Source organism: Aeromicrobium sp. MLTX1 (assembly GCF_046452335.1).
Taxonomy (GTDB): Bacteria; Actinomycetota; Actinomycetes; order Propionibacteriales; family Nocardioidaceae; genus Aeromicrobium.
This window is the reverse complement of sequence record NZ_JBKFDN010000001.1, coordinates 1,232,333-1,258,348: the sequence shown is the minus strand read 5'-3', so window position 1 is coordinate 1,258,348 and position 26,016 is coordinate 1,232,333. Positions and strand designations below refer to the sequence as shown.

At 71.6% G+C, this 26,016-nt stretch carries 28 protein-coding genes and 1 tRNA gene; 11 read left to right on the top strand and 18 right to left on the bottom strand.

The window, feature by feature from the left end:
• The first annotated feature begins 33 nt into the window (after positions 1-33).
• Positions 34-1,671: a phosphoglucomutase (alpha-D-glucose-1,6-bisphosphate-dependent) gene (gene pgm / locus ACK99Q_RS05940; protein ID WP_410185277.1), complete on the top strand. Its 1,638-nt coding sequence runs from the start codon at positions 34-36 to the stop codon at positions 1,669-1,671.
• A 1-nt stretch (position 1,672) separates the two neighbouring features.
• Here the strand turns inward: pgm and ACK99Q_RS05935 are convergent, their stop codons facing one another.
• Both ACK99Q_RS05935 and ACK99Q_RS05930 read right to left on the bottom strand, forming a co-directional pair.
• Positions 1,673-2,437 (bottom strand): exonuclease domain-containing protein, encoded by a 765-nt coding sequence (locus ACK99Q_RS05935; protein ID WP_410185276.1) that lies wholly within the window; start codon positions 2,435-2,437, stop codon positions 1,673-1,675.
• On the bottom strand, positions 2,430-3,056 hold the full coding sequence (locus ACK99Q_RS05930) for a hypothetical protein (RefSeq protein ID WP_410185275.1): 627 nt from the start codon (positions 3,054-3,056) through the stop codon (positions 2,430-2,432). Before ACK99Q_RS05930 ends, ACK99Q_RS05935 begins: the two co-directional genes overlap by 8 nt.
• Positions 3,057-3,123: 67 nt before the next feature.
• On the opposite strand from ACK99Q_RS05930, the gene ACK99Q_RS05925 reads away from it, so the two are divergent.
• Genes ACK99Q_RS05925 through ACK99Q_RS05895 form a run of 7 tightly spaced genes read left to right on the top strand, consistent with a single transcriptional unit; the run spans position 3,124 to position 9,629 of the window.
• Positions 3,124-5,982, top strand: coding sequence for a Na+/H+ antiporter subunit A (locus tag ACK99Q_RS05925; protein WP_410185274.1), 2,859 nt, complete (start codon positions 3,124-3,126; stop codon positions 5,980-5,982).
• Positions 5,979-6,437 carry a Na(+)/H(+) antiporter subunit C gene (locus ACK99Q_RS05920; protein ID WP_410185273.1) on the top strand — a complete coding sequence of 153 codons (459 nt, stop codon included), beginning with the start codon at positions 5,979-5,981 and terminating at the stop codon, positions 6,435-6,437. Before ACK99Q_RS05925 ends, ACK99Q_RS05920 begins: the two co-directional genes overlap by 4 nt.
• The gene (locus ACK99Q_RS05915) at positions 6,434-8,047 is read left to right on the top strand and encodes a Na+/H+ antiporter subunit D (protein ID WP_410185272.1); all 1,614 of its coding nucleotides are present in this window, start codon (positions 6,434-6,436) and stop codon (positions 8,045-8,047) included. Before ACK99Q_RS05920 ends, ACK99Q_RS05915 begins: the two co-directional genes overlap by 4 nt.
• Positions 8,040-8,597 (top strand): Na+/H+ antiporter subunit E, encoded by a 558-nt coding sequence (locus tag ACK99Q_RS05910; protein ID WP_410185271.1) that lies wholly within the window; start codon positions 8,040-8,042, stop codon positions 8,595-8,597. The genes ACK99Q_RS05915 and ACK99Q_RS05910 overlap by 8 nt, the downstream gene beginning before the upstream one ends.
• Entirely contained in the window at positions 8,594-8,863 is a 270-nt protein-coding gene (locus ACK99Q_RS05905) for a monovalent cation/H+ antiporter complex subunit F (RefSeq protein WP_179422462.1), read from the top strand. Before ACK99Q_RS05910 ends, ACK99Q_RS05905 begins: the two co-directional genes overlap by 4 nt.
• Positions 8,860-9,189, top strand: a complete 330-nt coding sequence (gene mnhG, locus ACK99Q_RS05900; protein WP_410185270.1) for a monovalent cation/H(+) antiporter subunit G — start codon at positions 8,860-8,862, stop codon at positions 9,187-9,189. The genes ACK99Q_RS05905 and mnhG overlap by 4 nt, the downstream gene beginning before the upstream one ends.
• A gap of 41 nt (positions 9,190-9,230) precedes the next feature.
• Positions 9,231-9,629: a hypothetical protein gene (locus ACK99Q_RS05895; RefSeq protein WP_410185269.1), complete on the top strand. Its 399-nt coding sequence runs from the start codon at positions 9,231-9,233 to the stop codon at positions 9,627-9,629.
• 1 nt (position 9,630) lies between these two features.
• Here the strand turns inward: ACK99Q_RS05895 and ACK99Q_RS05890 are convergent, their stop codons facing one another.
• Genes ACK99Q_RS05890 through ACK99Q_RS05870 form a run of 5 tightly spaced genes read right to left on the bottom strand, consistent with a single transcriptional unit; the run spans position 9,631 to position 14,079 of the window.
• Positions 9,631-10,419: an exodeoxyribonuclease III gene (locus tag ACK99Q_RS05890; protein ID WP_410185268.1), complete on the bottom strand. Its 789-nt coding sequence runs from the start codon at positions 10,417-10,419 to the stop codon at positions 9,631-9,633.
• On the bottom strand, positions 10,419-11,705 hold the full coding sequence (locus tag ACK99Q_RS05885; protein WP_410185267.1) for a class I SAM-dependent methyltransferase: 1,287 nt from the start codon (positions 11,703-11,705) through the stop codon (positions 10,419-10,421). The genes ACK99Q_RS05890 and ACK99Q_RS05885 overlap by 1 nt, the downstream gene beginning before the upstream one ends.
• A complete protein-coding gene (locus ACK99Q_RS05880) occupies positions 11,702-13,060 on the bottom strand; it encodes an FAD-dependent oxidoreductase (protein WP_410185266.1) in 1,359 nt (452 codons plus the stop codon). The genes ACK99Q_RS05885 and ACK99Q_RS05880 overlap by 4 nt, the downstream gene beginning before the upstream one ends.
• A 10-nt stretch (positions 13,061-13,070) precedes the next feature.
• Positions 13,071-13,736: a pirin family protein gene (locus ACK99Q_RS05875; RefSeq protein WP_410185265.1), complete on the bottom strand. Its 666-nt coding sequence runs from the start codon at positions 13,734-13,736 to the stop codon at positions 13,071-13,073.
• A complete protein-coding gene (locus ACK99Q_RS05870; protein WP_410185264.1) occupies positions 13,729-14,079 on the bottom strand; it encodes a metallopeptidase family protein in 351 nt (116 codons plus the stop codon). Before ACK99Q_RS05870 ends, ACK99Q_RS05875 begins: the two co-directional genes overlap by 8 nt.
• A gap of 136 nt (positions 14,080-14,215) precedes the next feature.
• Between ACK99Q_RS05870 and ACK99Q_RS05865 the strand changes: the two genes are divergently transcribed.
• From ACK99Q_RS05865 to ACK99Q_RS05855, 3 genes are all read left to right on the top strand, one after another.
• Positions 14,216-14,288, top strand: a tRNA-Glu gene (locus ACK99Q_RS05865).
• Positions 14,289-14,323: 35 nt separating this feature from the next.
• Positions 14,324-14,932: a hypothetical protein gene (locus ACK99Q_RS05860; RefSeq protein WP_410185263.1), complete on the top strand. Its 609-nt coding sequence runs from the start codon at positions 14,324-14,326 to the stop codon at positions 14,930-14,932.
• A gap of 32 nt (positions 14,933-14,964) precedes the next feature.
• Positions 14,965-15,435, top strand: a complete 471-nt coding sequence (locus ACK99Q_RS05855) for a nitroreductase/quinone reductase family protein (protein ID WP_410185262.1) — start codon at positions 14,965-14,967, stop codon at positions 15,433-15,435.
• A 6-nt stretch (positions 15,436-15,441) separates the two neighbouring features.
• Here the strand turns inward: ACK99Q_RS05855 and ACK99Q_RS05850 are convergent, their stop codons facing one another.
• From ACK99Q_RS05850 to ACK99Q_RS05800, 11 genes are all read right to left on the bottom strand, one after another.
• Complete coding sequence (locus tag ACK99Q_RS05850; RefSeq protein ID WP_410185261.1) at positions 15,442-16,431, bottom strand: MDR family oxidoreductase; 990 nt, start codon at positions 16,429-16,431, stop codon at positions 15,442-15,444.
• Positions 16,432-16,466: 35 nt separating this feature from the next.
• Positions 16,467-17,201, bottom strand: a complete 735-nt coding sequence (locus tag ACK99Q_RS05845; RefSeq protein WP_410185260.1) for an aspartate/glutamate racemase family protein — start codon at positions 17,199-17,201, stop codon at positions 16,467-16,469.
• Positions 17,202-17,211: 10 nt separating this feature from the next.
• Positions 17,212-18,027, bottom strand: coding sequence for a hypothetical protein (locus ACK99Q_RS05840; protein ID WP_410185259.1), 816 nt, complete (start codon positions 18,025-18,027; stop codon positions 17,212-17,214).
• On the bottom strand, positions 18,024-18,374 hold the full coding sequence (locus ACK99Q_RS05835; protein ID WP_179422432.1) for a cupin domain-containing protein: 351 nt from the start codon (positions 18,372-18,374) through the stop codon (positions 18,024-18,026). The genes ACK99Q_RS05840 and ACK99Q_RS05835 overlap by 4 nt, the downstream gene beginning before the upstream one ends.
• 15 nt (positions 18,375-18,389) lie before the next feature.
• Complete coding sequence (locus ACK99Q_RS05830; RefSeq protein WP_410185258.1) at positions 18,390-19,088, bottom strand: SDR family oxidoreductase; 699 nt, start codon at positions 19,086-19,088, stop codon at positions 18,390-18,392.
• Positions 19,085-20,239 carry an NAD(P)/FAD-dependent oxidoreductase gene (locus ACK99Q_RS05825; protein WP_179422428.1) on the bottom strand — a complete coding sequence of 385 codons (1,155 nt, stop codon included), beginning with the start codon at positions 20,237-20,239 and terminating at the stop codon, positions 19,085-19,087. Before ACK99Q_RS05825 ends, ACK99Q_RS05830 begins: the two co-directional genes overlap by 4 nt.
• 47 nt (positions 20,240-20,286) lie before the next feature.
• Positions 20,287-21,009 (bottom strand): SDR family NAD(P)-dependent oxidoreductase, encoded by a 723-nt coding sequence (locus tag ACK99Q_RS05820; RefSeq protein WP_179422426.1) that lies wholly within the window; start codon positions 21,007-21,009, stop codon positions 20,287-20,289.
• Positions 21,006-21,353, bottom strand: a complete 348-nt coding sequence (locus ACK99Q_RS05815) for a RidA family protein (protein ID WP_179422424.1) — start codon at positions 21,351-21,353, stop codon at positions 21,006-21,008. The genes ACK99Q_RS05820 and ACK99Q_RS05815 overlap by 4 nt, the downstream gene beginning before the upstream one ends.
• A gap of 20 nt (positions 21,354-21,373) precedes the next feature.
• On the bottom strand, positions 21,374-23,365 hold the full coding sequence (locus ACK99Q_RS05810) for an FAD-dependent oxidoreductase (protein ID WP_410185257.1): 1,992 nt from the start codon (positions 23,363-23,365) through the stop codon (positions 21,374-21,376).
• Complete coding sequence (locus tag ACK99Q_RS05805; RefSeq protein ID WP_410185256.1) at positions 23,362-24,711, bottom strand: MmgE/PrpD family protein; 1,350 nt, start codon at positions 24,709-24,711, stop codon at positions 23,362-23,364. Before ACK99Q_RS05805 ends, ACK99Q_RS05810 begins: the two co-directional genes overlap by 4 nt.
• An 85-nt stretch (positions 24,712-24,796) precedes the next feature.
• On the bottom strand, positions 24,797-25,969 hold the full coding sequence (locus ACK99Q_RS05800) for an ABC transporter substrate-binding protein (RefSeq protein WP_410185255.1): 1,173 nt from the start codon (positions 25,967-25,969) through the stop codon (positions 24,797-24,799).
• Between the last annotated feature and the right edge of the window lie 47 nt (positions 25,970-26,016).

The window sequence follows — 26,016 nt, the reverse complement described above, 5'->3', positions numbered from 1 at the left end:
AACTGTCAGCGCCGGAAACGGCATGATGGGCGCATGACGGAGCGCGCAGGACAACCGGCCGCGGCGGAGGACCTCGTCGACCTGGCCCATCTCGTGACCGCCTACTACACGCTGCGGCCCGACCCCGGCGTCGTGGAGCAGCGGGTCGCCTTCGGCACCAGCGGGCACCGCGGCTCGAGCCTCGACACCGCGTTCAACGAGGACCACATCGCCGCGACGACGCAGGCGATCTGCGACTACCGGTCCCAGGAGGGCATCACCGGCCCGCTGTTCATCGGCCGCGACACGCACGCGCTGTCCGAGCCCGCGTGGGCGACGGCGCTCGAGGTGCTGGTCGGCAACGACGTCGAGGTCCTCGTGGACGCGCGCGACGGCTACACCCCGACGCCCGCCGTCTCGCACGCGATCCTGCGCGCCAACCGCGGCCGCACCACCGGCCTGGCCGACGGCATCGTCGTGACCCCGTCGCACAACCCGCCCGCGGACGGCGGCTTCAAGTACAACCCGCCCCACGGCGGCCCCGCCGGCAGCGATGCCACCTCGGCCATCGCCGACCGCGCCAACGAGCTCATCGCGGCCGGCCTCGGCGGTGTCCGCCGCGTCCCGTTCACGCGGGCGCGCGCCGCCTGCCGTCCCTACGACTTCCTCGGCACCTACGTCGACGACCTGCCCCAGGTGATCGACGTCGAGGCCATCGCGGCCGCCGGGGTGCGCATCGGCGCCGATCCGCTCGGTGGCGCCAGCGTGGCGTACTGGTCCGAGATCGCCGACCGGCACGGCCTCGACCTCACCGTCGTCAACCCCGTCGTCGACGGCACGTTCCGGTTCATGACGCTCGACTGGGACACCAAGATCCGGATGGACTGCTCGTCGCCGCACGCGATGGCCTCGCTCATCGAGCAGCGCGACCGCTTCGACGTGGCCACCGGCAACGACGCCGACTCCGACCGCCACGGCATCGTCACGCCCGACGCCGGCCTGATGAACCCCAACCACTTCCTCGCCGTGGCGATCGCCCACCTCTTCGGTGGCGAACGGCCGGACTGGCCGGCCGGCGCCCGGATCGGCAAGACGCTCGTGTCGTCCTCGATGATCGACCGCGTGGCCGAGCAGGTGGGCCGCCCGCTCGTCGAGGTCCCCGTGGGCTTCAAGTGGTTCGTCCCCGGCCTGATCGACGGCTCGTTCGGCTTCGGTGGCGAGGAGTCGGCCGGCGCGTCGTTCCTGCGCCGCGACGGCGGCGTGTGGACCACGGACAAGGACGGCATCATCGCCGCGCTGCTGGCCTCGGAGATCATCGCCACCACGCAGAAGTCCCCCAGCCAGCTCTACGCCGAGCTGGTGGAGCGTCACGGCGACCCGGCCTACGCCCGCGTGGACGCGCCCGCCGACCGCCAGCAGAAGGCGCGCCTGGGCAGCCTGAGCGCGGACGACGTGACCGCGACCGAGCTCGCGGGCGAGCCCATCACCGCGGTGCTGACCGAGGCGCCGGGCAACGGCGCCGCGATCGGCGGACTCAAGGTGACGACGGAGTCGGCGTGGTTCGCGGCCCGCCCCTCGGGCACCGAGGACGTCTACAAGATCTACGCCGAGTCGTTCCGCGGACCCGACCACCTGGCCGAGGTGCAGGCCGCGGCGAAGTCGGTGGTCGACGCGGCGCTGGGAGTGGACTGAGTCAGGCGAAGGGCCAGTCGAGGCCGGGGATCGTCAGCCCGCGACCCAGCTCGTGGGCGCGCTTGTTCCAGTCCATCGTCCGCGCCGCGATCCAGTAGCGCTGCTGCGCCATGAGCATCGTGAGGCTGGAGCCGACGACCTCGGGGTAGGCCGTGCCCATCGTGATCGCGATCTCGCGCGCCGCGCGGGCGTCGTGGGCCGCGTCGTGCGCCTTGTCGAGCCGGACGCCGTAGTGCGCGGCGACGTCGGACAGCCGGCGCTGGCCGTCGCGGTCGCGGTCGACGCCCCAGTCGATGACGAACGGGTCGACCACGAGGAGACGGTCCCAGTCGGGCTGGTCGAGGCCGTGGCGCTCGGCCTCGGCGCGCAGCAGCGTGAGGTCGAACGAGGCGTTGTAGACGACGAGGCCGATGCGGCGCTGCACGAGGTCGTGGACCCACGCGAGCACCGGCCGCAGCGCCTGCGCCGACATCGGCGCGCGCGCCAGGTCGGAGGCGGTGATGCCGTGGATGTCGGCCGAGGACTCGGGAATCGGCACCCCGGGGTTGACCATGCCCATGAGGTCGCCGCCCACGTCGGACAGCGCGGCGAAGCTCAGGATCCGGTCGGCGCGCGGATCGATGCCGGTGGTCTCGAAGTCGAGCGAGGCGAGCGGCTGGCGGTACCAGGCGTTCGGGTCCTCGCGCGGGGGCAGGACGTTCTTGGCGCGCCGTCCCGGGCCGGGACGATCCGGCTCAGACGTGGGGCGGGCGGACGCTTCAGGCATGGGGCGGTTCCTCTCGGTGCTCATCGTTCGACTCGTCCGTCCCCGCCCGCGTGTCCGCGTCCCGTTCCCTCAACCGACCTTCGAGCTCGGAGACCTTGGACTTGCGCCGCCGAGCCGAGGCCAGTGTGCTGACCAGGGCCAAGGACGCGAGCACGCCCGCGATGGCTCCGAACAGCGTCGCCCACTGGAATCCGGGAGCCTCGTTCACCAGGGTGATCCAGCCCGCGTCCGACGCGCTGTTGTCGCCCAGGCTGATCGACAGCGTCAGCCAGTTGGGCGCGGCCAGCGCGACCGCCACGAGGGCCACCCCGATCTTCCACGGCCACTTCAGGAACGGGCGTCGCACCTGCCACACGACGAGCACCGGGAGGAAGCTGAAGACGAAGCCGTAGAACAGACCCCAGAAGATGCCGACGGTCATGCGTCCGTCGACCTGACCGCCCACGCGCTGGGCCCACCAGCGCGGCAGTGCCGCGGCCAGCAGACCGTAGACGACGAGGGCGACCACCACGAGCACGAGCACCACCACGATGCGCCGCACCCAGATCTCTGCCCCGGTCCGAGACCCGGGACCATCCGATGACAGACCTGCGGAACGGGAGTTCGCGGGGTCGGCCATGGCGCCCATTCTGACACTCCTGCCGGACACTTCACAGAGGGCCACCCGGTAGGGTTGACCCGAGCCCATGGTCTTCCTCGTCGCGCTGCACTTTCTCGTTGCAGCGTCCTCCCCTGCGCTCGTCCGCATGCTGGATCGCAAGGCCTTCCTGGTGCTCGCGCTGGTCCCGGCGGCGTCGTTCGTGTGGCTCCTGGGTCCCGTCAGCCGGGCCACCACCGACGGCGAGGCCACGTACGAGCACTGGGCCTGGATCCCGCAGATCGGGCTCGACCTCGACTTCGGCGTCAACGCGCTCAGCGGCATCGTGGCGCTGCTCGTCACGGGCGTCGGCGCGCTCGTCCTGGTCTACTGCGCCTGGTACTTCCGCCCCAAGGACTCCGAGATCTGGCGCTTCTCCGGCGTCCTCACCGGCTTCGCCGGCGCGATGCTCGGCCTGGTCCTGGCCGACAACGTCTACGTGCTCTACGTGTTCTGGGAGCTCACGACGGTCCTGTCGTTCCTGCTCATCGGCCACAACCCCGAGCGCCGCGCCAACCGTCGCGCCGCACTGAACGCCCTCATCGTCACCACGTTCGGCGGCCTGGCGATGCTCGTCGGCCTCATCGGCCTGCACCTGCTGAGCGGCACCCCGCGGATCAGCGCGATCCTGGCCGACCCGCCCGCCGCCGGACCCGCCGTCACGGCCGCGATCGCCCTCGTCCTGGTCGGCGCCCTGTCGAAGTCGGCGCTGCTGCCGTTCCACTTCTGGCTCCCCGGCGCGATGGCCGCGCCCACCCCGGTCAGCGCCTACCTGCACGCCGCGGCGATGGTGAAGGCCGGCATCTACCTCGTCGCCCTGCTCGCCCCCGTGTTCGCCGAGACACCCGGCTGGCGGCCGGTGCTCATCGGCTTCGGCATCGCCACGATGCTCCTCGGCGGCCTGCGCGCGCTGCGCCAGTACGACGTCAAGCTGCTGCTCGCCTACGGCACGGTCAGCCAACTGGGCTTCCTCATGGCCGTCGTCGGCGCCGGCACCCGCTCGGCGGCGTTCGCCGGGCTCGCCCTGCTCTGCGCGCACGGCCTGTTCAAGTCGGCGCTGTTCCTCGTGGTGGGCATCATCGACCGCTCCGTCGGCACCCGCGACCTCCGCGAGCTCTCGGGCATGCGCCGGGCGCGCCCCCTGCTGTTCGCCACCACCGTCCTCGCCACCGCCTCGATGGCCGGCCTGCCCGTGCTGTTCGGCTTCACCGCCAAGGAGGCCGCGCTCGCCGCGTTCGTCGACCTCGGCGAGGACCTCGGCCACCCGGGCTGGGGCCCGGCCGCCCTCGTCGGCATCGTGCTCGGCTCGATCCTCACGGTCGCCTACAGCGCGCGCTTCGTGTGGGGCACCTTCGCCGACAAGCCCGGCGTCGAGCCGTGCACCCCGCGCGACTTCTCGATCTGGTTCACGATCGTGCCCGCCACGCTGGCCACGCTCAGCCTGGTCGCCGGCCTCGCGGGGCCGTTCCTGACGCCGCGCCTGGCGACCTACTCCGACCAGTTCCCCGAGGGCGCCCACGAGTCCGTCCTCACGCTCTGGCACGGCCTCACCCCGGCGCTGTGGCTCTCGGTCCTGGCCATCGCCGCGGGCGTCGCGCTGTTCGTGTGGCGGCGGCCCGTCGCCGCGGCCCAGCACGCGATCGTCGACCGGGTGCCGTTCCCCGACGCCGAGCGCGCCTACCAGGGCGTCATGCGCGGGATCGACCGCCTGGCCGTCGAGGTCACCGGTCGCACCCAGCGAGGCTCGCTACCGGTCTACCTCGGCATCATCCTGGTGACCCTCGTCATCGTCCCGGGCATCGCCCTGTGGCGCGCCTGGGAGACGCCCGACGTGCGCGTCTCGGACAACCCGCTGCAGATCGTCGTGGGCATCGTCATGGTCGCCGCGGCCATCCTCACGGTGCGCTCGCGCCGCCGCCTGCGCGCCGTGCTGCTGCTCGGCGTCACCGGCTACGGCACCGCGATCCTCTTCGTCGCGCACGGCGCCCCCGACCTCGCCCTCACCCAGGTGCTCGTCGAGACGTTCCTGCTGGTCACGTTCGTGCTCGTGCTGCGGCGCCTCCCCCCGTTCTTCAGCGACCGCCCCTTCAACGTGGCCCGCTGGTGGCGCGTCGGCCTGGGCACCGCCACCGGCATCACGGTGGCCGGCTTCGCGTTCATGGCCACCAACGCGCGCCAGTCCACGCCGATCTCGGCCGGCTGGGCCGAGCCGGCCTACGAGTACGGCGGCGGCAAGAACATCGTCAACGTCGCTCTCGTGGACATCCGCGCGTGGGACACGATCGGCGAGCTCAGCGTCCTGGTCGTCGCGGCCACCGGCATCGCGAGCCTCATCTTCCTGCTGACCGACCGCTCGATGCGCCAGATCCGCCCGAAGCGCATCGTCACCGTCGACTCCAACGCCTGGCTGGCGGCGAACCTGCACGACCAGCGCCGCTCGATCGTGTTCGAGATCATCACCCGCCTGATCTTCCACACGGTGATCCTGTTCTCGATCTACCTCATGATCTCGGGCCACAACTCCCCCGGCGGCGGCTTCGCCGGCGGCCTCATCGCGGGCCTGGCCCTGATGATCCGCTACCTCGCCGGCGGCCGCGAGGAGCTCGACAACGCCGCGCCCGTCGACGCCGGCTTCGTGCTGGGCCTCGGCCTGGCCACCGCGGCCCTCTCGGGCCTGCTGCCCACGCTGCTGGGCGGTGGCGTCCTCCAGAGCGCGATCGTCGACATCCCGATCCCGGTGCTCGGCGAGCTGCACCTGGTGACCTCGGTGTTCTTCGACATCGGCGTCTACCTCGTGGTGGTCGGCCTGTCGCTCGACGTGCTGCGCAGCCTCGGCAGCGGCATCGACGCCCAGATCGACGACGAGAACGACGCGGCCACGGTCGCCACGAGCGAGGTGCCGCGATGAGCGCGAACCTGATCCTGATCATCGTCGTCGGCGTCATGGTCGCCTGCGGCACGACGCTCGTGCTCGAGCGCAGCCTGACCCGCATCCTCGTGGGCTTCGTGCTCATCGGCAACGGCCTCAACGTCATGTTCCTCGTGGTCTCCGGCCCCGCCGGCGCCGCGCCCATCCTCGGCCTGTCGGGCGACCCGATGGCCGATCCCCTGCCGCAGGCCATGGCGCTGACCGCCATCGTCATCACCCTCGGCACCACCGCCTTCGGGCTCGCGCTGGCGTACCGCGCCTGGCAGCTCACCGGCACCGACGACGTCCAGGACGACCTCGAGGACGACCTGATCCGCCGCCGCGCCGAGACCGACCAGGTCTCGGCCACCTTCGACGAGGCCGACAGCGAGCTGCCCGACGAGGGCTACGCGGGCGACGCCACCCTCGAGCCCGGCGACGAGGTGCCCCGATGAACGACCTGCTCGACCAGCTCGTCCTGGCACCGGTGATCCTGCCGCTGCTGGGCGCCGGCCTGTGCCTGGCGTTCGGGCGCTTCGCCGCCCCCCAGCGCATCATCAGCATCATCACGCTGCTGGCCGTCGTGGCGTCGGCGTGCGTGCTGCTGGTCCGCGCCGACCAGCACGGACCCCAGTCCTTCAACGTCGGCGGCTGGCCGGCCGAGATCGGCATCAGCCTCGTGGCCGACCGGCTCAGCTCGCTGCTGCTGCTGATCTCCACGCTCGTCACGCTGTGCGTGCTGCTGTACTCGATCGGCCAGGGCATCGTCGAGTACGGCCGCGACTCGCCGCTGTCGGTCTTCTACCCCACGTTCCTGGTGCTGAGCGCGGGCGTCTCCAACGCCTTCCTCTCGGCCGACCTCTTCAACCTCTTCGTCGGCTTCGAGATCCTGCTCGCCTCGTCGTACGTGCTGATCACGCTCGGCGGCACCGAGGCCCGCGTGCGGTCGGGCACGATCTACATCATCGTCAGCCTGGCGTCGTCGGCGCTGTTCCTCATCGCCATCGCGTCGGTCTACGCCGCCACCGGCACCGTGAACTTCGCGCAGCTGGCGCTGCGCCTGCAGGAGCTGCCCGACTCCACGGCCACGATGCTCCAGCTCATGCTGCTGCTGACCTTCGCGGTGAAGGCGGCGGTGTTCCCGCTGTCGGCGTGGCTGCCCGACTCCTACCCCACCGCGCCCGCGCCGGTCACGGCCGTGTTCGCCGGCTTGCTGACCAAGGTCGGCGTCTACGCGATGCTGCGCACCCAGACGCTGCTGTTCCCCACGCACGAGCTCCGCACCCTGCTGCTGTGGGCGTCCATCCTCACGATGGTGGTCGGCATCCTGGGCGCCGTCGCGCAGTCGGACATCAAACGTGTCCTGTCGTTCACGCTGGTGAGCCACATCGGCTTCATGCTCTTCGGGATCGCGCTGGGCACCGAGCTCGGCGTCGCCGGCGCGATCTTCTACATCATCCACCACATCACCGTGCAGACCACGCTGTTCCTCGTGGCCGGCCTGGTCGAGTACAGATCGGGCACGACCAACCTCGACCGGCTCGGCGGCCTCGCCCGCCTGGCGCCGGTCCTGGCCGTGATGTTCTTCGTCCCGGCGATGAACCTGGCCGGCATCCCGCCGTTCTCTGGCTTCCTGGGCAAGCTGGCGCTGCTCGAGGCCGGCGTCGACGAGTCCGACTGGCTCGCCCTCGTCGCCGTGGCCGCCTCGGTGATCACCAGCCTGCTGACCCTCTACGCGGTCGCGAAGATCTGGAACCGCGCCTTCTGGCAGCCCGCCGGCGACCCGGAGGACGACACGCCCGTGCCGTTCGACCCGCACGTCCAGGGTGGCTCGCTGCACGGCCGCAGCGGCGTCTCCACCGCCACGCAGCGCGAGACCACGTGGAAGACCGACACCGAGGGCGAGCGACTGCCCGCCCGGATGGCGGTGCCCACGATCGCGCTCGGTCTCGTCACGGTCGCGCTCACCGTCTTCGCCGCGCCGCTGTTCTCGATCGCCGAGCGTGCGGCGGACGAGCTCCACGAGCGCACCCCCTACATCGAGGCGGTGCTCGGCGATGGCTGACCGCTCCCGAGGCCTGCACCTGTGGCACCTGCCCGTCATCGCGTGGCTGACGCTCGTCTGGCTGCTGCTGTGGGGTGAGGTCACCCCGATCAACCTCGTCGGTGGTCTCCTCGTGAGCGCCGTCATCGTGCTGGTGTTCCCGTTCCCGCGGGTGTCGGTCGAGGCGAAGATCCGGCCCTGGTCCACGATCGTGCTGCTGTCGCGCTTCCTGGCCGACCTCACGGTCGCCAGCTTCGGCGTCGCGTGGCTGGCCGTGCGCCCGAAGTCCCCGCCGCCCAGCGCGGTGCTGGAGATCGACCTGGTGAGCGGCTCCGAGCTGCGCCAGACCCTCACCGGCGAGCTCATCTCGCTGGTCCCGGGGTCGCTGCTGATCGAGCTCGACTCCGAGGGCCGCCGCCTGTGGCTGCACGTGCTCGACGCCGGCACGCCCGAGCGCATCGCCGAGGCCCGCCGCAAGGCGCGGATGCAGGAGCACCGCCTGCTCAAGGCCATCGGCACCGACGCCGAGATCGCCGAGAGCGACCGACGACTCCGGGAGGACGCCGCATGACCGTCGTGGGAATCGTCTGTGCCGTGCTGCTCGGCCTCACCGGCCTGCTGTGCCTCGTACGCATCGTGCGCGGCCCGACCATGCTCGACCGCACCGTCGCGGCCGACGTCTTCGTGGCGGCCTGCGTGGGCGCCATCGGCGTGGAGGCCGCGATCGGCCGTCACAACACCACGCTGCCGATCCTCGTCGCGCTGGCCCTCGTGGCCTTCCTCGGCTCGGTCAGCATCGCGCGGTACGCCGCGCAGTCCGCGGGAGGTGGCCAGTGAGCTGGGGGCTGCTCGTCGACGTCCTCTCGGGTACCTGCCTGGTGCTCGGGGCCGCGTTCGCGTTCGTCGCCGCCATCGGCGTCGTGCGCTTCCCCGACGTGCTCACCCGGATGCACGCCGCCACGAAGCCACAGACCTTCGGCCTGCTGCTGATCCTGGCCGGGCTCGCCCTGCGGATCGAGAGCCTGAGCGACCTGACCCTGGTGATCGTCGTGGCGCTGTTCCAGCTGCTGACCGCGCCGGTCTCCGCGCACATGGTCGGGCGTGCCGCGTTCCGCGCCGACCAGGTCGACCGCGACAAGCTCGTGGTCGACGAGGGCGACTGACTCCTCTGGGCAGCACGGCCCGCGCCCCCTAGAGTGCGGGCATGATCCGATTGCTCATCCGCGCGGCCATCAACCTGGTCTCCGCCGCCATCGGCCTGCTCGTGGCCAACGCCGTGCTGGACGACCTCGAGGTCACCGCCTCCGGCTTCGTCCTCACCGTGGTGATCTTCGCGCTGGCCCAGGCGATCCTCGCGCCGTTCATCCTCGTCGTCGTGAAGCGCAACGCTGAGGCGTTCCTCGGGGGCGTCGGCATCGTCTCCACGCTGGTGGCGCTGTGGGTGGCGAGCCTGTTCGGCGACGCGCTGACGATCTCGGGCCTGGCCACGTGGCTGATCGCCGCCGTGATCGTGTGGCTCGCGGCCGCGCTCGCGTCGTTCCTGCTGCCGTTCCTTCTGGTGAAGGCCGGCGTGGAGAACGCGCGCGAGCGCCGCGGCGCCTGACTCAGTCGGCGAGGTCGACCACGACGGGCGCGTGGTCGCTGGCGCCCTTGCCCTTGCGCTCCTCGCGGTCGATGAACGCGCCCTCCACCCGCTGCGCGAGTGCCGGCGAGCCGAGCACGAAGTCGATCCGCATGCCCTTCTTCTTCGGGAAGCTCAGCTGCGTGTAGTCCCAGTACGTGTAGACGCCCGGGCCGGGGGTGTGCGGGCGGACGACGTCGGTGAAGCCGGCGTCGACCACGGCCGAGAACGCCGCGCGCTCGGGCTCGGAGACGTGGGTGCGACCCGCGAAGACCGCCATGTCCCACACGTCGTCGTCCTGCGGCGCGATGTTCCAGTCGCCCGTCAGCGCGATCTGCGCCTCGGGGTCCTTGGCGAGCCACTCCTGGCCCGCGTCGCGCAGCCGCGCCAGCCACTCGAGCTTGTAGGCGTAGTGGGCGTGGTCGAGCTCGCGGCCGTTCGGGACGTAGAGGCTCCACATCCGCACGCCGCCGCACGTGGCGCCGATGGCGCGCGGCTCGAGGAGGTCCTCGTACTGCGGCTGGTCGACGCCGAACGAGCGCTCGACGTCCTCGAGGCCGACGCGCGAGATGATCGCGACGCCGTTCCACTGGTTGACGCCGACGTGCGCGTACTCGTAGCCCAGCGCCGACAGCTCCAGGCCGGGGAACTGGTCCTCACGGCACTTGGTCTCCTGGATCGCCAGGACGTCGACGTCGTGCCGGTCGAGCCAGCCGACGACGCGGTCGATGCGGCTGCGGATCGAGTTGACGTTCCACGTCGCGATGCGCATCAGAAGTCGACTCGCAGGGGGTAGGAGGACTGTCCGTCAGCGGGGGTGTTCACGCCGAGCACGTGGGTCAACTGGATCTCGTTCCTCTCGAAGGCCAATCGCGATCCTGCCATGTAGAGCCCCCACACCTTGGCCCGGCCCAGCGTGACCTCGTCGAGCGCCTCGTCCCAGTGGTCGACCAGGTTCTGGCACCAGGCGGCGAGGGTGAGCGCGTAGTGGTCGCGCAGGTTCTCCACGTGGCGGACCTCGAAGCCCTCGTCCTGCATCGCGCGGACGATCGTGCCCGAGCCGGTGAGCTCGCCGTCGGGGAACACGTAGCGGTCGATGAACTGGCCGGCCGTGGCGCGGCCCGTGTTGTCGCGGCGGGTGATGCAGTGGTTGAGCATCCGGCCGTCGACCTTGACCTTGCCGCGCGCGAACGCGAAGTAGTCGGCGTAGTTGCGCACGCCGATGTGCTCGGTGAGGCCGATCGAGCTGATCGCGTCGAAGTCGGTCTCGGGGACGTCGCGGTAGTCGCTGAAGCGCACCTCCGCGAGGCCGGACAGGCCCTCGCGCTCGATGGCCTGCTGCGCCCACTGGGCCTGCTCGCGCGACAGCGTGACGCCGAGCGCCTGCACGCCGTAGTGCTGCGCGGCGTGGCGGACCATCCCGCCCCAGCCGCAGCCGAGGTCGAGCAGCCGGTCGCCGGGCTTGAGGTCGAGCTTGCGGCAGATGAGGTCGTACTTCTCGGCCTGCGCCTCCTCCAGGCTCGCGTCGGCCTTCGGGTAGACGGCGCACGTGTAGGTCATCGACGGGCCGAGGACGAGCTCGTAGAACCGGTTCGAGACGTCGTAGTGGTGGTGGATCGCCTCGGCGTCGCGGCCCTTGCTGTGCCGCAGGCCCTCCAGGGCGCGCCGCCACTTCGGCAGGTGCTCCTCGGCCGGCGGCGTGGGCGGACGGAGGTTGCCGAAGCCGAGGCTGCGGACGATCTGCAGCATCTCGGCGGCGCTCGGGACCCGGAACTTCAGGCGGCTCATGAGCGCCTTCATGATCTCGTACGGGTCGCCGGGGTGGACGCCCTCGACCTCGAGGTCGCCCGACACGTAGGCACGGGCGAAGCCGAGGTCGCCCGGGGCGGTCATGAGGTAGGCCAGGCCGCGCTCGTTGACCAGCCGCAGGCGCAGGAGGGAGTCCTCGGGTCCCAGCGAGCTGCCGTCGAACGCCTCGAACCGGATGGGCATGCCGTCGCGCAGGAGCCGTTCGAAGGCCTCCGCGATCGTCAGTCGCGTCTCGGATGCGATGCTCATGAGTTCCTCACCGCCTTGTCGTAGAGAGAGTGGAGTCGAGCCTGCGGGTCGTACCGGTCTCGCAGCCGGTCGAGTCCCGCGGTGTCGTAGAGGGAGTCGAAGGTCTCGCGGTCGTAGAAGGCCTCGGAGTAGAGCGACTTGTGGCCGCCGAGCCGGTGCACCTCGGCCTCGATCCGGCGGTTCACCGCGCCGGGCTCGGAGTCCTCGGGCACGACGACGGTGCCCCAGAAGCCGACGTTCACGTAGACCTCGCCGGGCACGAGCGGGTACGTGGGCCAGGCGCGTGTGGTGCGCAGCGGGCACAGCCAGACCGGTCGCATGCCGACCTCGCGGTCGAACCAGGCGAGGAAGTCGTCGAGCCGCTCGAGCGGGACCTCGATGTCCTGGATGACGCGCTCGCGGCCCGGGACGTGCTTGAGGCGGTCGAGCACGCGGCTGACGCCGACGGTGGAGTCGAGCGCGACGAGCCGGTGGTAGACGTCGCTGCGGCGCCACCGGCGCGGCCAGACCCGACGCGCCAGCGGGTGCTGCGCCCCGAACGCGGCCGAGCACCAGAACCAGTCGGTGTCCCAGCGCCACAGGTAGTCCTCGAGCGTCAGCACGTCCTCGCGGCGCCGCTGGATCGAGCGGTAGTAGACCTGCTGGCCTGTGTAGTCGCTGGTGGGCAGGTCGGTGTCGGCGAACCGCGCGAGACTCAGGAAGACCTCGCCGGGGGTGAAGGCGGTGCCGTCGACGGCGTCGACCTCGACCCCGTCCCAGCGTCCGGTCTCGGCGATCTCGGCGATGGCCTTGGCCGCGTCGACGGCCGAGCCGAAGCGCACGTGGCGCAGGTGCGCCTGCGCGGGCGCGGGCTCGAGCCGCACGCGCAGGCGCACGGCGTAGCCGAGGCTGCCGTAGGAGTTCGGGAACGCCGCGAAGAGCTCGGCGTGCTCGTTGTCGGGGGTGGCGGTGACGATCTCGCCTGAGCCCGTCAGGACGTCCATCTCCAGCACGGCCTCGTGCGGCAGGCCCAGGCGCAGCGAGGTGGACTCGATGCCCAGGCCGGTGACCGCGCCGCCGAGCGTGATGGTGCGCAGCTGCGGCACCACGGTGGGGACCAGGCCGTGCGCCAGCGTCTCCTCCACGAGTCGCTCGTAGGTGCACATGCCCTGGACGTCGGCGGTGTGGCTGACGGGATCGATCTCGATGACCCCGTCGAGTCCCGACACGTCGAGGCCGGGGCCGTCGGCGCGGCCGCGGGGGCGGAACAGGTTGGAGGTCTTCTTCGCCAGCCGGACGGGGCGTCCCTCGGGGATCGCCCGCCACGAGGCGAGGAGGGTGTCGACGGCGTGCTCGTGCTGCGTCCAACCCTGCATACTCCGCAGGCTATCCCCGAGGATGGTCCGGCAGCCAGACCAAGACCTCGGCATTCTCTCCGGTGATCGTGAGCGTGGCCACACCGTCGACGCGCAGCTCGTCGCCGGCGTCGAGGACGGTGCCGTCGACGGAGGCGGGGCCGCGTGTGACGTGCAGCAGGGCGCCGGCCTCGGCGACGACCTCCAGCGGCGCCTCCGCCGGTCGTGCGACCAGCAGCCGGGCGTCGGCGTGGACGGGGACCGTGTCGTGCAGGCCGGGTCCGTCGGGCACCGTGACCTGCGCGTACTCGGGCGCGTCCCAGTTCCGGCTGCGCAGCATCATCTGGACGAACCGGAGCGGCTCGGTGGCGCTGGCGTTGCGCTCGGCGTGGGTGACGCCGGAGCCCGCGCTGAGTCGCTGGGCGAGACCGGGCGCGACCTCGCCGCGCTGACCCGTGGAGTCCTCGTGGGCGAGCACGCCGTCGAGCACCCACGTGACGATGTCGGCGTCCTCGTGACGGTGGTCGTCGTAGCCGGCGCCCGGCGCGAGACGCTCTTCGTTGATCGCCACGATCGGCCCGAAGGCGACGTTGTCGGGGTCGTAGTGCCGCCCGTACGAGAACGAGTGGAGGGTCTCGGTGCCCTCGGCGACGGTGCGGTAGCGGTCGGCGGACCGGCGGACGACGCGGTCAGGCATAGCCGAGCTCGTGCAGGCGCTCGTCGTCGATGCCGAAGAAGTGGGCGATCTCGTGGACCACGGTGATGCGGACCTCCTCGACGACCTCCTCCTCGGTCTCGCAGATCGCGAGCGTGGGATTGCGGTAGACGAAGATGCGGTCGGGCACGACGCCGGCGTACGTGGAGTCGCGCTCGGTGAGCGGGATGCCGTCGTAGAGGCCGAGCAGGTGGGGGTCGTCCGGCGGCGCGTCGTCCTCGATGAACAGCACCACGTTGTCGAGCCGGTCGGCGAGCTCGGCGGGCACGTCGGCGAGGGCCGCGGTCACCAGCTCCTCGAACCGGTCCGGGTCGACGTCGATCACGCCCCGAGTCTAGGCGGCTCCCCGAAGCGCTGGCAGTGACGTTCGCGGGGCCACTCCGGCGAATCGAGCCCGCGAACGTCACTGCCACCGCTTCGGGGGGAGGTCGCGGGTTGCCCTATGCTGGACGGGTTGTCCGGCCCCCTTCGTCTAGCGGCCTAGGACGCCGCCCTTTCAAGGCGGTAGCGCGGGTTCGAATCCCGTAGGGGGTACTCGACGCCATCGTCCCCGAGCCGAACTGCTGCACATGCCCCAGAGAACCTTGCCGTCCACCGCCGACGCGGAGGAGACGCCCCGCCTGCACTGGGCCGCGCTCGTCTTCACGATCGCGACCATGCTCAGCGCCGCGGTCGTCGGCCTCACCGCGAGCGACCACTTCACCCGACTCACGATGGCCGCGAGCGTCATGGGGTGCATCGCGTTGTGGCAGACCCTGCGCGACCCGGTGGTCATGGTGGGGCTCACCGTCGTGATCCTGGGTGCCGTCCTGGGCTGGGGACTGAACTTCTACGACCGCATCTGGTGGTACGACGACTTCGCGCACTTCACGTTCTCGCTCGTGAGCACGATGGGCATCGCCCGGCTGCTGCTGCACAAGTACCGCGCCGAGTCCGCAGCGCTGCTGCTGGTCGCGCTGTGGCTGTCGTGGCTCGGCATCGGCTCGCTGTGGGAGATCGGCGAGTGGACGTCCGACCAGCTGCAGGCCACGCACCACTCGCGCGGCTACGCCGACACGATGGCCGACATGATGCTGAACTCGGCCGGCTCGGCGATCGGCATCTGGATCTACTGGACCTGGCTGCGCACGCCCGCCGACCGCGCCGCGGTCCTGCCCCGCGCCGACTCCGCGCGCTAGGTTCGAGGCACGGCCCGACGCAGGAGGACGGCATGAGCTTCGAGACACCGACCGGCACCCGGGGACGCCGGAGCACGAGCAATCCCCTGATGCGTCTGGTCAACCGGTTCATGGTCCGCCGGGCCCGCCGCTCCGAGACCGCGACGCTCGGGCGCATGCGGATCCTCGCGCTCACCACCACCGGCGCGAAGAGCGGCCAGCGGCGCGAGACACCGCTCGCGTGGTTCCCCGGCGACGACGGCACGTGGCTCGTCGTCGCGTCGGCGAACGGCGCCGCGAAGAACCCCGCCTGGTACCACAACCTCGCGGCGCACCCGGACGACGCGACGATCGAGATCGGCGACCGCCGGATCGCGGTGACGGCCGAGCAGCTGCACGGTCAGGAGCGCGAGGCGGCGCTCGCGGCGATCGTCGCCTCGGCCCCGAACTTCGCCGGCTACGGCGACAAGACCGACCGCGAGATCCCGGTCATCCGGCTGACCGAGCGTCCCGCGGCCGGCTGACGCGCGTCAGGCGCCGGCGACGTCGATGACGACGCGCCCGCGGATCCCGCCCGAGAGGATCTTCTCGGCGAGCGACGGCAGGTCGGTGAAGGCCGCGTCGACGGCCACGGCGCGCAGGTCCTCCTCGGAGAACAGCTCGTCGAGGCGCGACCACGCCTGCTTCCGCGCCTCCAGCGGGGCGTGCACGCTGTCGACGCCGAGCAGGGCGACGTTGCGCAGGATGAACGGCATCACGGTGGCGGGCAGGCCGTGGCCGCCGGCGAGTCCGCACGCGGCCACCGCGCCGCCGTAGCGGATCTGCGAGAGCACGTTGGCCAGCGTGGTGCCACCGACGCTGTCGACCGCGGCGGCCCACCGCTCCTTCGCGAGCGGCCGGGGGTCGCCCGAGAGCTCGTCGCGCGCGATGATCTCGGAGGCACCCAGGTCCGTGAGGTACTGGTGCTCGCTGTCCTTGCCCGTCGCGGCGTGGACCTCGTAGCCCAGGCGCGCGAGGGTCGACACGGCGAAGCTGCCGACGCCGCCGGTCGCGCCGGTCACCAGGACCGGGCCGTCCTCGGGCGTCACGCCCGCGGCCTCGAGGCGCAGCACGCACAGCATGGCCGTCAGGCCGCCGGTGCCGACGGCCATGGCGCCCCACGGGCCGAGGCCGGCGGGGGTGGCGACGACCGAGTCCGACTCGATCCGCTGGTACTGCGAGTAGCCGCCGGGCTTGGTCTCCGACAGCTCCGCGCCGGTGAGGACGACCTGGTCGCCCTCGGCGAAGTCCCCGCCGCCCTCGACGACCTCGCCGGCCAGGTCGATGCCGCAGGTCATCGGGAACGAGCGCACGACGCCGGGCTTGCCCAGGATCGCGAGGCCGTCCTTGTAGTTGAGCGACGAGTGCGTGACGCGGACGAGCAGGTCGCCGCCGGTCAGCTCGTCGCGGGTCGAGGTCACCAGCTCGGCGGGCTGCTTGGGCGCGTCGACCCGGTAGGCCTTGAAGGTGGTCTCGGTCATGGGTGTCTCCTCGGACGTTGCGGTCGAATCGATGGTCAGAAGGTGCCGGTGTACGGCCGCGGGGCGACCGCGGCGTGGACGTACCGGATGAACTGGGTCCAGTCCCACACTGGCAGGCCCGTCGCGCGATGCACGGCGGAGGTGTACGGCGGCAGGTCGCTGCACTCCAGGAAGATGCCGCCGATCGGCGCCTCACGGGTGGCGCGCACGGCCGCGTCGACGACGTCGCGCTCCATGATCTCGGTGTCGAGCGTGCCGGTCTCGCGGAAGATCGCGTCGACGAAGTGCTCGTACTCCTCCATGCCCACGACGTGCAGCCGGTCGAGGTCGGTGAAGCCCGCCGCCTCGAGCAGGGTGGGCGTCATGTTCGCGCCGTTCGCGGTGACGAGCGCGAGCTGGCGGTGCGAGCCCAGCATCGTCGTCAGCATCGGCAGCTGCTGCAGGCTCGACAGGAACACCGGGATGTCCAGCGCCTCGGCGACGGCGGGCTGGTACGCCGCCATGAAGCCGCAGTTGCTCGTGATCGCGCGGACGCCCTCGTCCTGCAGTTGCAGCGCGGCCTCGACGACGCGGCCCGTGGAGTCCGGGTCGGCGCCGTTGAGGACGGCCGAGCCGTCCATCCCCTCGATGCCGAGGTAGCGGATCGGGAAGTCGAACGTCGAAGCGTTGCCGATGTCTCCGGGCGGGAACGCGATGTGCCACTCGGCGCTCAGCATCCCGATCGTGTAGCCGTAGGACACCTGGCCCTTGCGCGCTTCGTAGACCGTCATCGTCGTCCTCTCACTTCCAGTCGTCGGCGTGCTCGCGCACGAAGTCGTCGAACGTGCGGGGCGCCCGTCCGATCAGGTCCTCGAGGTCCGTCGTGACGTCGGCGTACCGTCCCTCACGCACGTCGACCAGCAGCTCGGCGTAGTAGGAGCCGCGCTCCGTGCCGTCGTCGTAGGTCGTCGCGAGCTCCTCGACGCGCAGCGGGTCGGCCGCCTCCACGATGCGTCCCGTGACCACACCGATCCGGCGGGCCAGCTCGGGCACGCCGAAGGACTCCGGACCCGTGAGCGTGTAGCCGCGGCAGCAGTGGCCGTCCTCGGTAAGGGCCACGAGCGCCGCCTCGGCGATGTCGCGCGTGTCGAGCCACGACACGGGCGCGTCCCCGGTGGGCAGCGCGATCGTGCCGTCGACGACGCCGGCGCGGAAGCCGCCGCCGGCCGAGAAGTTCTGGAAGAACCAGCTCGGTCGCAGCAGCGTCCACTCGCCGTCCCACCGCTCCAGGACGCGCTCGACCGCGCGGTCCGGGTCCTCGTCCGGCTTGTCGCCCCGCCCCATCTCCGAGAGGAGGACGACGCGCCGGATCGCGGGCGCGGACGCGAGCAGGTCGGCGACGAGCTCGGCCATGCCCGTGCCGTGGGGCGGCTTGACCAGGTACAGACAGTCGACGCCCTCGAGGGCCGCACCCCACGTGGCGCGGTCGGTCCAGTCGAAGACCCGGTCGCCGCAGCCCGGGCGGCTCGAGAGCCGCACGTGCGCGATCCCGCGCTCCGCGAGCAGGGCCGCGAGGTCGCGCCCGGTCTTGCCCGACGCGCCCGTCAGCGCGATCACGACTCCATCGTCTCCAGCCAGTTGGCCGGCACGAGGCAGAAGAACGCGTTCGTCCCGGGCGTGCCCTCGTACTCGACCGTGCAGCCCTTCTCGAGCGTCACGACCTCGCCGGCCGGCACCACGATCGTCTCGTCGCCGACGTGCAGCGAGAGCTCGCCGTCGATGACGTAGAACGCCTCCTCGTACGGCAGGGTCCACGGCTCGGAGCGGCCTCCGTCGGGGAACCGCACGATGCCGGCGGACAGCTCGGACAGGCCGTTCGGCATCGAACGGCGCTCGATGTCGATCGGCCCGTTCTGGGCGGTGAAGTCGGCGTTGAAGGGCGCCAGGCGGACGGGGTGGGACATGGAGGCTCCTCGGGTTCAGGGAAGGGGGATCATGCCGCCGTCGACGACATGGTTCTGGCCGGTGACGAACGACGCCTCGTCCGAGAGCAGGAAGCGCACGACCGTGCCGATCTCGCCGGGCTGGGCGTAGCGACGCTGCGGGATCGTGGCCAGGCGCTCCCGGTCGATCGGGTGGGTCTGCACGAAGCCCGGCAGGACGCAGTTGGCGCGGATGCCGTCGGCCGCGACCCGCGTGGCGTAGAGCTTCACCCAGCTCTGCACCGCCGCGCGGACGACGCTCGAGACCGGCATGACCTGTTCGGGCACGAGGGACGCGTAGCTGGTGACGACGACCCAGGCGCCGCGACCCGCGGCCTGCATGTGCGGGGTCACCAGCCGCGCCAGGTCGACCACGCTCGTGAAGAGCAGGTCGAACCCGGTGCTCCAGTCCTCGTCGGTCAGCTCCAGCAGGTCGCCCTTCGGCGGGTGGCCCGAGTTCACCGCCACCGCGTCGATGCGGCCGAACCGCTCGATCGTCGTGGCCACGAGCCGCTCGCGGTCGGCCGCGTCCGTCAGCGATCCGCGCACGGCGACGGCGCCGAGCTCGTTCGCGAGCTCGACGACGGCCTCGGAGCGCGCGAACAGCACGAGGTCGTACGACGACGCCAGCGTGCGCGCGATGCCCGCGCCGATCCCGCTGCTCGCCGCGGTGACGATCGCGACCGGACGGCTCACTTGCGCGCCGCCCGCAGCCACTCGAGGTTCTCGGTCGCCGTGCGGTGCGGGTCGAACGCCTTCACGTCCAGCACCGGGTCGGGCATGCCGAGCATGAGCTTGGCCAGCAGCTGCGACGCGGCGGGGCCCATCATCGTCCCGTGGCCGTCGAAGCCCGTGATGGTCCACAGGCCCGACTCGACCTCGCCGATGAACGGGTGGCCGTCGCCGCCGGTCGCGTCGGCGGCCGCGCTGATCGTGCTGCGGATGCCGACCTCGGCGAAGATCGGGGCGCGCGTCTCGGACGCCTCGGCGAACTCGGCCAGCATGTCGCTGACGCCGTAGCGCTCCGGCAGGGTGGAGCTCAGGATCGTCACCATGGCGCCGTCCTGCTCGCGCTCCACGCACCAGCCGGTCTCGAGGTCGATCGTCAGCGGCAGGCGCTGGTCGCCCAGGACGGGCGTCGTGAAGCCGTAGTGCACCCACATCGGGAAGATGTCCATGTCGAGGCCGAACTTCGCCAGGAGCTTGGGCGACCCCAGGCCGCTGGCCACGACGACGCGCTCCGCCACGACGGGCTCGGGCCCGGCGATGAGCCAGCCGCCCTCGACCTGCGTGAGGTCGGCGACCTCGAAGCGCTCGCGGATCTTCACGCCGAGCCGGCGCGCGGCCGCGGCCACGCCGTAGACGCCGTCGGTCGGGTTGACGCGGCCGTCCTCGGGGGTCCAGCAGCCGCCGACGAGGCCGTCGGTGCCGAGCCACGGCACGACCTCCTTGAGGTCCCGCGCGGTGAGCATCTCGACGTTCGGCGCGCCGTGCGTCGCCTGCGTCTTGGCCGCCTCGGCGAGCTTCGCGAAGAGCTCCTCGCGGCCGGTCAGCATGAGGTAGCCGTCCTGGTGGTACTGGCACGGCTGATCGAAGACGTCCTCGAACGTCTGCCAGAACCGGCGGCCACGGATGGCCAGCTCGATCTCCGTCGCCGTGCTGAACTGCTGGCGCACGCCACCGAGCGACCCGCCCGTGCATCCGCTGGCCAGCTCGCGACCCTCGAGCACGACGATGTCCTTCTCACCGAGCTCGGCCAGGTAGAAGGCGAGCGTGACACCGACGATGCCGCCGCCGATGATGGCGGTGCCGACCTTGGTCGCGTCGTTGCCGGGTGTCTGTCCCATTGAAGGGTCCTTTCGAAGATGTGGGTGATGTTCAGGGTGTGACGGGATCACATGACGCGTCCACCGTCGGAGACGATGACCTGCCCCGTGACGTTCGGCCAGGAGCTCACGTCGAGGCCGGTGCGGGCGATCTCCGCGGGGTCGGCGATCCGCTTGAGCGGGGTCTCGTCCTCCACCGCGGTCTGCTCGTCGGCCGGGATCGAGGCGTACATGTCGGTGGCGACCGGGCCGGGCGCCACGGCGTTGACCCGCACGTGCGGGGCGAGCTCGCGGGCGAGGGTCTTCGTCAGTCCGATGACCGCCGCCTTCGACGCTCCGTAGGAGACGCCGTGGACCGAGCCCACGACACCACCGGTCGAGGACAGGTTGAGCACGGCTCCCCCGGTCGCCGCGAGGTCGTCGCGCAGCGCCCGGGTCAGCTTCATGGGCGCCTTCACGTGGATCGCGAACGCGTCGTCCCACAGCTCGTCGGTGGTCTCGCCGAGCTCGCCGTGCGCGAGGATGCCGGCGTTGTTCACCAGCAGCGACACGGCACCGAGGTCGCCGGCGGCCGACTGCACGGCAGCGACGCCCTCGTCCGTCGTGACGTCGGCGACGACGGCGACCGCACGACCGCCGATCTCCTCCACCGCGCGCACGGTCTCCTCGGCGTCGGTGCCACGCCCGCGGTGGGTGAGCACGACCGCGTAGTCGCGGCGCGCGCACTCCAGCACGAACGCGCGACCGATGCCGCGGGAGCCCCCGGTGACGACGGCGACGGGAGTCGTCATCGGTCCTCCGGCAGCTGGACGACACCCTCGATCTCGACGAGACCGCCGAGGGGCAGCTCCTGGACCGCGAAGGCCGAGCGGGCCGGCGGGTCGGTCGGGAACCAGCGCGCGTACACCTCGTTCATGTCGGCGTAGTGCTCCATCGACGACATGAAGACGGTGGTCTTCACGACGTCGGCCAGCGTGGCGCCGTGCTCGCGCACGACGGCCTCGAAGTTGGCCAGCGCGCGGTCGGTCTGGTCGCTGGCGCCGTCGACGAGCGCGCCGTCGACGATGCCGAGCTGGCCGGACACGAAGAGCAGCGAGCCTGCCTTGACGCTCGCGCGGAGGGGGTAGGTGGCCATGGGTGGTTCCTTTCGGTAGGTCAGAAGGTCGCGGCGAGTCGGAAGGCCGCGTGGACCGCACCTTCGATGCGGTGGGGGTTCATGACGTCGCCGACCGCGTGCACGGGGACGTCGTCGGGCAGCTCGTCGAACAGCTCGGAGCGCGGCTCGGTCCAGGTGTGGACGACCCAGTCGGCCTCGAGCTCGACGACCTCGGAGGGGCGGACGACCGGCCGTCCGTGGTCGTCGGTGTGGCGGTAGGTCAGCGCCTCGACGCCGCCGTGGTGGCACAGCAGCCGCGGCCCGGCGGGGTCGAACTCCGTGACCTTGGTGGAGCAGCGGATCGCGATGCGGGCCTCGTGCATGAGCGTCAGGAAGTCGTCGCGGACCTCGGGCTCCACGAGCTCGGCGGGCCCCGGCGTGGCAGTCACGAAGGTCACCTCGCAGCCGGCGCGCGCGGCGACGAGGGCCGCCGACATCGCGTTGGTGCGGTGGTGCTCGTCCACCACGACGACTCGGCCCGAGAGGACCGGGTGCCCCGAGACGACGTCGGCCGCGGCGACGAGGCGCCGGTGGTCGCGCGCCGCCCACTGCGGCAGGGTCTCGGCAGCGCCGGTGGCCAGGACCACGATGTCGGGGTCGAGCGCCGCGATGTCGCGACCCTCGGCGGTCCGGCGCAGGCGCAGGTCCACGCCGAGGCGGCGGACCTCGTTGCCCAGCCAGTCGACGGCGTCGACCAGCCCGTCGCGACCCTCGGTGCGCGCGGCGATCCGCACGGTGCCGCCGGTGTCGGGTCGCTCGTCGAACAGCGTGACGTCGTGCCCGCGCAGGGCGCTGACCCGCGCGGTCTCGAGTCCGGCGGGCCCGCCGCCGACCACCACGACGCGGCGCGAGGTGGGCGCGGTCGTGGTCTCGATGTCGCCGAGGAAGCGCTCGCGTCCCGTGACGGGGTTGTAGACGCACTTCACGTTGCGGTGACGGCCCAGCTCGCCCTGGCACATCTGGATGCAGCCGATGCAGGGCCGGATCTCGTCCTCGCGCCCCTCGAGCATCTTCGTGACGAGGTGGGGGTCCGCGATGTGGGCGCGCGTCATGCCCACGAAGTCGGCGTCGCCGGCCTCGATGGCGGCCGCGGCCATCGCGGGGTCGGTGATCCGACCGACCGCCCCGACGGGCAGGCCCACACGCTCGCGCACGGCACGGGCGTAGTGCAGGTAGCAGCCGCGGCGCACCGCCATGGTCGGGATGACCGAGCCGTTGAAGTTCGCCGAGACGTTCATCCCGTCGACGATGCCGAGCTCGTCGATCCGCTGGTCGATGTCGAGCCAGGCGCCGGTGTCCAGCGAGCCCTCGGTCTCGTCCGAGCCGTTGACGCGCACCATCAGCAGGGCGCCGCCGATCCGCTCGCGCACCGCCTCGAGCACGCGCCGGCAGAAGAGGAAGCGTGCCTCGTCGCTGCCGCCGTACTCGTCGGTGCGGCGGTTCGTCAGCGGCGAGAGGAACAGGTTGACCAGCTGGCCGTGGCCCACCGCGATCTCGACGCCGTCCATGCCGCCGCGCACGGCCCGCTCGGCCGCGCTCGCGAAGGCCTCGACGATCTCGTCGACCTGGCGCCGCGTCATCTCGCGCGGGACCGAGCCGTAGAGGTGGTGCGAGAAGCCCGAGGGCGCCCAGACGCCCCCGTCGCCGCCGTCGGTGCGCCCGCCCATGTGCCCCAGCTGGGGCACGATCACGGCGCCATGGGCGTGCACGGCCTCCGAGAGGCGCTCGTAGCGCTCGATGATCCGGTCGTCGAAGTTGTGGTAGATCCCGTAGGGCGTCGGCGAGCTCGGGTGCACGGCGGTCGTGCCCATCGAGACCATCGCCGCGCCGCCCTTCGCGCGCTCGGCGAAGTACGCGACGTCGTCGTCGTTGGGCAGGTGCTCTGTGTCGATGTTGTGCGTCGCGTGGGCCGTGACGACGATCCGGTTCCGCAGCGTGACGGGCCCGAGCCGCAGTGGCTCGACGAGGGAGCGCAGGTGGGCGGACGTCATGCCCACGCCTCCCAGGCGGGCGCCGAGGCGTCGAGGACGAGCGCGTCGTCGTCCCGCAGTCCGGCCAGGACCCGGTCGGACTGCTCCCCCAGGGCCGGGGTCAGCAGCAGGCGCCACTTCTCCTGGAGCTCGGCGCGGCCGAAGTCGGTGCCGGGGTCGCCCGGGGCGTCCAGGAAGACGCCGTCGACGCTGGCGCCGTCGGTGGTCTCGATCGTGACGCGGCTCGGGTAGCGCGCCGGGTAGTGCTGGTCGAGGTCCGCGTCGTGCTCGAGGACGACGCGCGAGGCGAGGTCGAGCCGCTCGGGCTCGGCGAGGACGGACTCGTCCATCTCGGCCGCGCCGGCGGCGCCGTGCAGCGCGATCGAGGCGAGCACGAACGGGAAGCTGTACTGCGCGGAGTCGATCGTCCCGGGACGGAGCTCGTCGAGGAACGTGGCGGCCTGGTGGGTCCCGACCCGCACCCGGGCGATGCGCTCGGGCGTGATCGCGTGCTCGGCGAGCAGGCCGCGGAAGCCCGCCGCGGCGGCGTGCGTGTAGCGGCAGGCCGCGAACGACTTGAAGTAGGTGTTGGCCGTCTCGTAGACCTCGCCGATGCTCGTGACGAACGGGTCCTCGGCCGCGCCCGGCTGGTGGAACGGGGTCGCCGGGAGCACGTCGTTGTCGGCGAGCGCGTAGCCCTCCGGCAGGCTCATGAAGCCGGCCGCGGCGAGCTCGGCGGCCATGACGCCGGTGGCGGCGCCCCAGCCGATCGACTCCTTCACCATCGGCGAGCCGAACGTGGCCATCGGGGCGTGCAGCCAGCCGATCTTCACGGCGCGCTCGATCTCGTCGGCGTCGGCGCCGGAGACCTTGGCGGCCGCGGCGGCGGCGCCGATCGCGCCGGCGCAGCCCGTGCAGTGGTAGTGGTCGCCGTCGTGCTTCGGCCACAGCAGGTGCGCCGCCCGCAGGCCGATCTCGTAGCCGACGACCTGCGCCGTGAGCGCCTCCGCGACGGTGGTGCCGCTCGTCGCCGCGGCGAGCACGGCCGGCACGATGACCGATCCGGGGTGGATCGCGCCGGCCAGGTAGTGGCCGTCGTCGAAGTCCAGCGCACTGGCCGCCACGCCGTTGGCGAAGGCGGCCATGGTGGGCGACGAGCCCTGGCCGCGGCCGACGACCGGGGACGGGCCCGCGGTGCGGCCGGTGACCTTCGCGGCGATGCCGGCCGAGCCGGTCACGGCTCCCCCGACCATCGTCGAGACGGTGTCGCTCAGCGCGTCGGCGGCCCGCTCGCGGACGGAGGTCGGGACGTCCTCCCAGCGCAGGCCGGCGGCCCAGGCGGACATCTTCTTGAGGGGATCGGTCATGAGGAGCTCCTGGCAGGACGAGGCGTGGGGTGGGTGGGCGGAAGGGTCGGGGCGCCCCGTGAAGGGGGTGGGGCGCCCCGACCGGTCACGGGGTGAACGAGGCGAAGGTGCCGTCCTGGATCTCCAGCAGCGCCGTCGCCGGGGAGTCCGGGTCGACCGCCGCGCCCTGGTTCTCGTCGAAGCGGAACGTGCCGCGGATCGGCAGCTCGAACGACTCGGTGTCGGCCACCTGCGAGATCAGCGACTCGCGATCCTCGCCGCCGTTCTCGAGCCCGTCGAGGAAGACGAAGAACGAGTCGTAGGCGACCGCGTTGGCCTCACCCGGAGCCTCGCCGTTGTCCGCGCTGTACGCGTCCACGAAGGACTTCACGCCCTCCGACGAGGAGTTCGGGTCGAAGACCGCGTTCACGAGCACGCCCTCGACGGCGTCCTTGCCGGCGATCTTGACCAGCTCGGGGGTGTTGGAGCCGGCCGTGACGAGGATCTTCACGTCGTCCCAGCCCAGGGCGTCGGCCTGCTTGATCTGCAGGGCGGCGTCCGTGTACGTGTTCAGCAGGACGATCGTGTCGACGCCCTGGTTGCGCAGCGTGGTCAGCTGGGGCGTGAAGTCCTTCTGACCCGTGGTCGTGGCGATCGAGTCGACCACCTCGAGGCCCGCGTCGGACGCCGTCGCCTCGAAGGACTCCACGAGTCCGGTGCCGTAGTCGTCGTCCGAGGCGATCAGGCCGACCTTCTTGGCGCCGATCTCCCGACCCGCCTGGTACGCCATCTCGGCGCCCATGGAGGCGTCGTCGATGAGCGTGCGGAAGAGGTTCTCGTGCAGCTCGGCCGTGATCTCCGGGTTCGACGAGTAGCTGACGAACAGCGGGATGCCGCAGCGCTCGTAGATCGGCATCGCCGCGAGGGTCACCGAGGAGTTGCTGTGACCGAAGACGGCCATGATGTCGTCGTCGTCGCAGATCTTCTGGGCCACCGAGGCGCCCTGGTTGGGGTCGGCCACGTCGTCGAACGACTTGACCTCGATCTTCGCGCCCTTGAGCGGGCCGGACTCGACGCCGCCGGCATCGTTGATCTGCTTCGCCGCGAACTGGACGCCCGCGAGCTGGTTCTTGCCGTAGATCGCGTTCTCTCCGGTCATCGGACCCGCGACGGCCACGACGATCGTGTCCTTGTCACCGGCCTCGTCACCGCCCCCACACGCGCTCAGCATGAGCGCTCCACCGGCCAGCGCGGCCAGCATCAGCTGTTTCCTCGACATGTCACTCCTGGTTTTCGTTGGTTGGGAGTTGCTGCCACGGCCGGGAG

Excerpts from the sequence above, each read along its gene's own strand:
- ACK99Q_RS05915 (WP_410185272.1), top strand. The coding sequence starts at position 6,434 with ATGAACGACCTGCTCGACCAGCTCGTCCTGGCACCGGTGATCCTGCCG.
- ACK99Q_RS05800 (WP_410185255.1), bottom strand. The coding sequence starts at position 25,969 with ATGTCGAGGAAACAGCTGATGCTGGCCGCGCTGGCCGGTGGAGCGCTC.
- ACK99Q_RS05875 (WP_410185265.1), bottom strand. The coding sequence starts at position 13,736 with ATGCCTGACCGCGTCGTCCGCCGGTCCGCCGACCGCTACCGCACCGTC.
- ACK99Q_RS05825 (WP_179422428.1), bottom strand. The coding sequence starts at position 20,239 with ATGGGACAGACACCCGGCAACGACGCGACCAAGGTCGGCACCGCCATC.
- ACK99Q_RS05935 (WP_410185276.1), bottom strand. The coding sequence starts at position 2,437 with ATGCCTGAAGCGTCCGCCCGCCCCACGTCTGAGCCGGATCGTCCCGGC.
- ACK99Q_RS05850 (WP_410185261.1), bottom strand. The coding sequence starts at position 16,431 with ATGACCGAGACCACCTTCAAGGCCTACCGGGTCGACGCGCCCAAGCAG.
- ACK99Q_RS05820 (WP_179422426.1), bottom strand. The coding sequence starts at position 21,009 with ATGACGACTCCCGTCGCCGTCGTCACCGGGGGCTCCCGCGGCATCGGT.
- pgm (WP_410185277.1), top strand. The coding sequence starts at position 34 with ATGACGGAGCGCGCAGGACAACCGGCCGCGGCGGAGGACCTCGTCGAC.
- ACK99Q_RS05855 (WP_410185262.1), top strand. The coding sequence starts at position 14,965 with ATGAGCTTCGAGACACCGACCGGCACCCGGGGACGCCGGAGCACGAGC.
- ACK99Q_RS05905 (WP_179422462.1), top strand. The coding sequence starts at position 8,594 with ATGACCGTCGTGGGAATCGTCTGTGCCGTGCTGCTCGGCCTCACCGGC.
- ACK99Q_RS05925 (WP_410185274.1), top strand. The coding sequence starts at position 3,124 with ATGGTCTTCCTCGTCGCGCTGCACTTTCTCGTTGCAGCGTCCTCCCCT.
- ACK99Q_RS05930 (WP_410185275.1), bottom strand. The coding sequence starts at position 3,056 with ATGGCCGACCCCGCGAACTCCCGTTCCGCAGGTCTGTCATCGGATGGT.
- ACK99Q_RS05895 (WP_410185269.1), top strand. The coding sequence starts at position 9,231 with ATGATCCGATTGCTCATCCGCGCGGCCATCAACCTGGTCTCCGCCGCC.
- ACK99Q_RS05910 (WP_410185271.1), top strand. The coding sequence starts at position 8,040 with ATGGCTGACCGCTCCCGAGGCCTGCACCTGTGGCACCTGCCCGTCATC.
- ACK99Q_RS05860 (WP_410185263.1), top strand. The coding sequence starts at position 14,324 with ATGCCCCAGAGAACCTTGCCGTCCACCGCCGACGCGGAGGAGACGCCC.
- ACK99Q_RS05885 (WP_410185267.1), bottom strand. The coding sequence starts at position 11,705 with ATGAGCATCGCATCCGAGACGCGACTGACGATCGCGGAGGCCTTCGAA.
- ACK99Q_RS05845 (WP_410185260.1), bottom strand. The coding sequence starts at position 17,201 with ATGACGGTCTACGAAGCGCGCAAGGGCCAGGTGTCCTACGGCTACACG.
- ACK99Q_RS05810 (WP_410185257.1), bottom strand. The coding sequence starts at position 23,365 with ATGACGTCCGCCCACCTGCGCTCCCTCGTCGAGCCACTGCGGCTCGGG.
- ACK99Q_RS05920 (WP_410185273.1), top strand. The coding sequence starts at position 5,979 with ATGAGCGCGAACCTGATCCTGATCATCGTCGTCGGCGTCATGGTCGCC.
- ACK99Q_RS05815 (WP_179422424.1), bottom strand. The coding sequence starts at position 21,353 with ATGGCCACCTACCCCCTCCGCGCGAGCGTCAAGGCAGGCTCGCTGCTC.
- ACK99Q_RS05805 (WP_410185256.1), bottom strand. The coding sequence starts at position 24,711 with ATGACCGATCCCCTCAAGAAGATGTCCGCCTGGGCCGCCGGCCTGCGC.
- ACK99Q_RS05880 (WP_410185266.1), bottom strand. The coding sequence starts at position 13,060 with ATGCAGGGTTGGACGCAGCACGAGCACGCCGTCGACACCCTCCTCGCC.
- ACK99Q_RS05835 (WP_179422432.1), bottom strand. The coding sequence starts at position 18,374 with ATGTCCCACCCCGTCCGCCTGGCGCCCTTCAACGCCGACTTCACCGCC.
- ACK99Q_RS05890 (WP_410185268.1), bottom strand. The coding sequence starts at position 10,419 with ATGCGCATCGCGACGTGGAACGTCAACTCGATCCGCAGCCGCATCGAC.